Annotated in this window: 6 protein-coding genes; 4 read left to right on the top strand and 2 right to left on the bottom strand. The window is 40.6% G+C overall.

All coding sequences use genetic code 11. The features are described from left to right. The first annotated feature begins 149 nt into the window (after positions 1 to 149). The 3 genes from HGG78_RS18425 to HGG78_RS18410 all read left to right on the top strand — a co-directional run bounded on the left by HGG78_RS18425 (position 150) and on the right by HGG78_RS18410 (position 1,942). Positions 150 to 923 (top strand): hypothetical protein, encoded by a 774-nt coding sequence (locus HGG78_RS18425; protein ID WP_133280319.1) that lies wholly within the window; start codon positions 150 to 152, stop codon positions 921 to 923. 219 nt (positions 924 to 1,142) lie between these two features. Then, positions 1,143 to 1,412, top strand: a complete 270-nt coding sequence (locus HGG78_RS18415; RefSeq protein ID WP_038964901.1) for a type II toxin-antitoxin system TacA family antitoxin — start codon at positions 1,143 to 1,145, stop codon at positions 1,410 to 1,412. Continuing rightward, positions 1,409 to 1,942: a GNAT family N-acetyltransferase gene (locus HGG78_RS18410; RefSeq protein ID WP_010320665.1), complete on the top strand. Its 534-nt coding sequence runs from the start codon at positions 1,409 to 1,411 to the stop codon at positions 1,940 to 1,942. The genes HGG78_RS18415 and HGG78_RS18410 overlap by 4 nt, the downstream gene beginning before the upstream one ends. A gap of 33 nt (positions 1,943 to 1,975) precedes the next feature. On the opposite strand, the gene HGG78_RS18405 is transcribed toward HGG78_RS18410, so the two are convergent. Further along, positions 1,976 to 2,185, bottom strand: coding sequence for a hypothetical protein (locus HGG78_RS18405; protein ID WP_172533773.1), 210 nt, complete (start codon positions 2,183 to 2,185; stop codon positions 1,976 to 1,978). A 632-nt stretch (positions 2,186 to 2,817) separates the two neighbouring features. On the opposite strand from HGG78_RS18405, the gene HGG78_RS18400 reads away from it, so the two are divergent. Beyond that, complete coding sequence (locus HGG78_RS18400) at positions 2,818 to 3,207, top strand: hypothetical protein (protein WP_254068261.1); 390 nt, start codon at positions 2,818 to 2,820, stop codon at positions 3,205 to 3,207. Positions 3,208 to 3,229: 22 nt separating this feature from the next. Here the strand turns inward: HGG78_RS18400 and HGG78_RS18395 are convergent, their stop codons facing one another. Next, positions 3,230 to 4,186: an IS110 family RNA-guided transposase gene (locus HGG78_RS18395; RefSeq protein WP_172533774.1), complete on the bottom strand. Its 957-nt coding sequence runs from the start codon at positions 4,184 to 4,186 to the stop codon at positions 3,230 to 3,232. Positions 4,187 to 4,514: the final 328 nt, after the last annotated feature.

Here is a 4,514-nt window from a genome sequence, read left to right as displayed (position 1 = left end):
ATTCACATAACAAGCAATTCAAGTGGATTCTCAACGCGTGGCAGTTTTACTATGCGTTAGGTAAAGTGTGTTATGGTGCAATGCGGCGGCTTGGTCAGTGCGTTGTTCACCACTTAATTGGGCGTTAAGCCTCAAAGGAGATAATTAAGTTGATCGATGAAACAAATCCAGCAGGTAGGTTGCATAAAATATTAGCAACGGCGAAAGAACAGTCTGACAAAAAAACAGTGAGAGATGTTTGGGCTTATGCGCTAAACGTCGAACCAAATGATGCTGAAGTAACCAAAGCAGTTGTGGAGTTGTATTCTTTGACTCATCAGATTCAGTCTTTAATCAAAATGAAAGAGGGTTTAAATCACGATTTATATCTAAGCTCGTTTAGTCGTGTCGAAAGGGCTTTGATTCCTCTTAATCTGTCAGCGAGTTGGAATAATGTAAAAGTTCACTTGTCTGACGAAGCATTAACAAGGTTGCAATTTTGCGCAGAAGAACTTTCTCGTTTTTATGCTGAAGACAGCCTTTCTGAAGAAGAGCTAAAAAACATAATCGAAAAAATCGAAGCATTGTTCGATACTGTGTATTCTTCCAATTTACCAGACGCGTTGCGACTTGCGTTATTAGAGGAAGTTGAGCGACTTCGAAATGCTATATCAATGTACAAGATAAAAGGTGCGAAAGGTCTAAAAGATGCACTGCAAGGTACAATTGGTGCTGTGGTAGCCAATCAAGAAGAACTTCGTAATGCTGCTGATGAAAACCAAGACGTTCTTACACGTTTGGGGGAGTTGATTGACAAAATGGACTCTTTTACAGCTAGAGCTTTGAAACTAAAAACTATAGTCAGTAAGCCTATACGGTATTTACTTAAAAGTGTTACTGAGCCAGAAATCACAGACAGTGAAGCTCATGACGCTGAGGCTTAACAATCTGTTTAAGAGTGATTCGCAACGCGTGGCATTTTTGCTATGCGTTGCGTTTTGTGTTTATGGTGGTATGCGGTAGCTTTGGTATTGCGTTGCTCACACCTTAACAGGGCGTTATATTCTCCATCGTCCCGTAAACTTTCCGTACGAATTGAATGTACTTTAAGTTTGGACTATAATCTCTCAGGTTACGGAATGTATCCGTACACAGGAGGGGTTATGGCCACGGCACGTTTAGATATCCGCCTTGATGAAGAGATCAAGGCAAAAGCCGAAAAAGCATCGGCTTTACTTGGTTTAAAAAGTCTCACTGAATATGTAGTGAGACTTATGGACGAAGATGCGACTCATGTTATTGAGGAGCACGAAAGTATTGTGGTTAAAGACAGTGTTTTTGACGAGTTTATGGCTGCGTGTAATAAAGTAAAAACACCGAATCAAGCTTTGCTCGAAGCGGTTAAATTTACAGATAAGAGTGGTATCAAGTGAGTTGGGGTAAAGAGTTTGTAGAACTTAGTAAATCAAAGCATGATCGCGACTCATTTGACTGTGGTGAGCAAGAGCTAAACACATTTATCAAAACTCAAGCTGCAAAGCACATGCAAGCAGGTATTAGCCGAACAATGGTTTTACCTAGTGCTCAACCATTGTTAAATCAAAAATTCGCTATTTGTGCATTTTATAGTGTTGCACCGAGTTCAATCAGTCGAGAAACATTGCCGGCACAACTAGCAAAGAAACTTCCTAGGTATCCAATCCCTGTTTTTCTTTTGGCTCAATTAGCTGTGCACAAAGAGTTTCATGGCTCAGGGCTCGGAAAAATTAGTCTAATTCGCGCACTGAAGTACTTGTGGGAAGTGAATCATCACATGAGGGTATACGCAATTGTTGTGGACTGTCTGACAGACTCCGCTCAAGCGTTCTATACGAAGTTCGGTTTTGAAGTGTTGTGCGAACATAATGGGCGTATTCGTATGTTCTTACCAATGAAAACGGTAGAACAGCTTTTTAATCAATAGGCTACGAATATAACAAACAATTCAAGTGGATTCTCAACGCGTAGCAGTTTTACTATGCGTCAGGTAAAGTGTTTTACGGTGCAATGCAGCGGCTTGGCCAGTGCGTTGTTCACCACTTAATTGGGCGTTATGTGTTGGATGAATTTTTGAGGTGAATTCTACTATTTCATTGAGAATTCGTTCCGTGTTTTCGGCAAGTTGGCTTGGTCGAAATGGATTCTTGAACAATCTGAGATTGATCATTTTCAAGGTTCTTGGGTTGCCTCAATTAAGTTTTGGATCTGGTTTGTGTTGAGTTTCGTCAGTTTCAAATCGCTTAAATTGAAATGCTTTTTTGACTGATTCACTTGCTGAAGTTCAGCTCTGAAAGCCAGGTGAAGCAAAAGGTTTTGTTGTGGCTGAAAGGGTGCTTTCTTTGTTGTTGATTCTGTAAGTGGCTTTCTTCGGCTAAGATCGCTGTGAAATTTAGGTTTTGGTAAGGATTGGTTTTTCACGTAACTTATTAAAATCTCTTCATTTCTACGGTGGTTTACTTTGAATTCATAGCTAAATTCACATAACAAACAATTTAAGAGGGATTCCCAACGCTTGTCATTTTTGTATCTACTTCAAATTTAGTGTTTACGGTACAATGCGTTAGGTAAGGTGGTAGCGTTGCTCACCCCTTAATTGGGCGTTAGGCAAATGGATGAACTATGTCAGAATTTAAGTACGAAATTATTGCTCTAGAGGGTTCAACAGAGATAGCTTACAAAGCATATTTTGACGGGAGAGCTTGTTAACTATCTGAAGTTTCAGGTCATATCGCGAAACGACGAGCATCACTTCAACTAATACTTGCTGATATAAGAGAATGTCACGAAATACTTAATTCAATGAGAAATCATGAAGACTTGTCTAGTCATTTATACAAAGCCTTTGTGATTACCTACAGTAAATGTTTTGCTAGTGGTGCTGTACGAGGGTTATCTTTAGATGCAAAGCGAGTATACAAATATGCTCCTGAACTGCTGATGCTTCATGACCATGTGTACAAAATGAGAAATACTTATATCGCTCATGCAGATAACTCGGCTTGTGAGCAGGCAGAGGTTTACTTTGTCAAACACGAAAGCCTCTCAGAAGTGTTTGTGCCAACTAGCAAGTACTCAGCGCCATGGTCACATAGTTTCGAGGAGCTATTTAGTTTAATTAGTGAGTTGTATGCTCATGTTGCTGAACAAACACGTAAAGTTGATTCGAAAATAATGGAGCAATTTGCCTAACAAACGACTATGGTGTCAATAACTATTTTTTAGCTGTATTTTCATCCCATATGACGCCATCTCGTAGCATCGAATTTAGGATAACTACCATCTTTCTAACACACGCGATAATGGCTACTTTTTTGGGTTTTCCTGCGTCAACAAGTCGCGTGTAAGTCGCCTTAAAAACAGGGTTGCATTGCATGGCTGACATCATTGCCATGTATAAAACCGTCCGCACTTGAGCTCGCCCACCTTGGATGACTCTTTTGCCTTTGTAGCGTCCACTTTCTCGTGTGATTGGTGCGACACCAATTAAAGAAGCGGCTTGTTTATTGGTGATATAACCGAGTTCAGGGACATTACTTATAATTGAGGCCGCTGCAATGTTTCCTATTCCAGGAATACTCTGCAAGATAGTGTTTTTGGCTTGGTATTCAGGGCTATCTTCAATTAGTTTAACGAGTTTTTCTTCGAGCTTTGTGATTTGATTTTTCATTGCCGTTAGTATCGGCTTGATGGTCGAGTGAAGAGATTTTGGGAGTATCTGAATTCGGTTTTTTTCCATCGTCTGCATGGATAATAACTGATTGCGTCGGATTACTAAGTCACTCATTAAGCGTATGTTTTTTGCCTTGATGACAGTCAGGGTTGGCTTGATGGCTTCGCCATAATGAGCAATCAACTCTGCGTCTAAACGGTCATTCTTGGCTCTGCGCCCAATCGCTCCAGCAAAGCGTTTAACATGTACAGGGTTGGCACGGACAATGGGTAAATTGGCCTCAGCACAAGCGAGTACAAATGGCATTTCTAAACGACCAGTGGCTTCAATTACGATGCGTTCAGGTTTGTGTTGTTTTATGACTCTCAGTGCTTCTTTGATGCCTTTGTCGGTATTTTCAACCGAGAACAAGATGTCTAACGGTCTGATGTGGATATCTAATTGTGTTTTCCCTGTATCAACTCCGACGTTGATACTTTGCTTCATTTTCGTATTCATAATAAGCTAACTCATGCTTGCGTAATGCGGGTTCGAGACCCAGTCGACTATTCGAGGTTCATGCTTGGAGTCCTATGTAGTGTTCTCGTTTGTTATCGGTCTCTCGATAGAGGAGCCAGCGTTCAATCGAACTACTACATGGAAAGCTTTAGTTGCAGCTAAAGCCTGGGTCTCACATTACCCGATTTTGAGAGTTATTATCTTAGTATCAAGTTTGAAGTGCGACACTTTCTACAGATGCGCATGAATATACTCCGTTGGTGTTCTATACCCAAGTCTTTTGCGTGGGCGCGTATTTAATTTGTGTGCAATTTCATTGCAGATCTTC

The sequence above is a fragment of the Vibrio aestuarianus genome (assembly GCF_012395185.1).
In the GTDB taxonomy this organism is placed as follows: Bacteria; Pseudomonadota; Gammaproteobacteria; order Enterobacterales; family Vibrionaceae; genus Vibrio; species Vibrio aestuarianus.
Note: the sequence above shows the minus strand (reverse complement) of the source record. Positions and strands in the feature narration are given on the sequence as shown.

What these genes read in the sequence shown, in the direction of transcription:
- HGG78_RS18415 (WP_038964901.1), top strand. Translation starts at nt 1,143, where the DNA reads ATGGCCACGGCACGTTTAGATATCCGCCTTGATGAAGAGATCAAGGCA.
- HGG78_RS18405 (WP_172533773.1), bottom strand. Translation starts at nt 2,185, where the DNA reads ATGATCAATCTCAGATTGTTCAAGAATCCATTTCGACCAAGCCAACTT.
- HGG78_RS18400 (WP_254068261.1), top strand. Translation starts at nt 2,818, where the DNA reads ATGAGAAATCATGAAGACTTGTCTAGTCATTTATACAAAGCCTTTGTG.
- HGG78_RS18395 (WP_172533774.1), bottom strand. Translation starts at nt 4,186, where the DNA reads ATGAATACGAAAATGAAGCAAAGTATCAACGTCGGAGTTGATACAGGG.